Annotated in this window: 2 protein-coding genes; both read right to left on the reverse strand. The window is 33.5% G+C overall.

The window, feature by feature from the left end; genetic code table 11:
• Positions 1-462: GNAT family N-acetyltransferase (locus AC3AX0_RS05715; RefSeq protein WP_487549344.1), on the reverse strand; the 462-nt coding region annotated here is incomplete at its 3' end.
• A 259-nt stretch (positions 463-721) separates the two neighbouring features.
• Entirely contained in the window at positions 722-1,087 is a 366-nt protein-coding gene (locus tag AC3AX0_RS05720) for a DUF805 domain-containing protein (protein WP_487549345.1), read from the reverse strand.
• Between the last annotated feature and the right edge of the window lie 56 nt (positions 1,088-1,143).

The following is a 1,143-nucleotide window of genomic DNA, read 5'->3' on the forward strand; positions in this document are numbered from 1 at the left end:
TCCATATCCATTTCCTCTATATGATTCTTCTACATGAATATCAAAAATTCCTACATATCCACTATCAACGACTCCATAGCCAAATCCAATAGCTTTACCATCTATTTTGTAAGTGACAAACAGCGTCTTTCCAATAATATTCTTTAACATCTTTGTTAATGTTTCTCTCTTATTGTTATCTTCAACCTTAGAACTTCTAAAAAATCCTTCAAGCCATTCATCTGTTAATTCATATGATATATCTGCTTTAGAATCCATTAATTGTACTTCTCTTTCTAAATCTAATAACCTTACTGATGTTTCATCTACTTTTTTGTACCCTAAATCATCAAGTTTTTGATCAATCTTTAGTAATTCATCAGATGATGTAATCTTGTAAACAACCGGTAATCCTAATCCTTCATAAAACTCTTTGCAATATTGTATTTTTAAATTTAAATCTACTTTAGATTCATATAGCAAATTAATTGAATTAGCTCTTTATGTATATCCTTTTGATATTCTTAGTACCCAGCCATCATATAAATGTGTTTGTAATGCTGGCCATGCACTCATTGATAATTCTTCAATAAATCTTATCATAAATTCTCCTCGCAGTTTCCCTTCAGCCATAAACATAATGTAGATATGTCAAATAACTTGTCTAACACTACCTATCCCGGATTAGTTCCAATTATCATCACAAGTATATTCTTGCGATGAAGTCCGTCAAGCCAAATCCTTAGAAGTCTTCAGCACCTGCCTGATATGGATCAGGTCCAAAACTATTTGCACCAATGTCGCCTGGTGTAATCAACAAAATCAAGATCCATATTCCTCCAATCAAGGGAATAAAAACGATGAAAAACATCCAACCACTCATGTTGATATCATGCAATCTCCTTACAGCAACCGCTATAGCAGGTATTACAATAATGATAGAATAAATCGCACTAAAAAAGCCATAGGTACCCAACACAAAAACATCAATACATATCAAGCCCAACCGTATTAAAAAATTGACGAGGCTAAACATCCAGTATTCTCGTCTGGTTGATCGCCCACTTATTACTGCATAGTTTTTCAGCACTTTCAGATAGCTGCTCATCGTATCCCGCTTCTACTATTCTCCAATTATTTTTACTAGCACCCCTTTGTTTCTCT

The sequence above is a fragment of the Dethiosulfatibacter sp. genome, assembly GCF_983023055.1.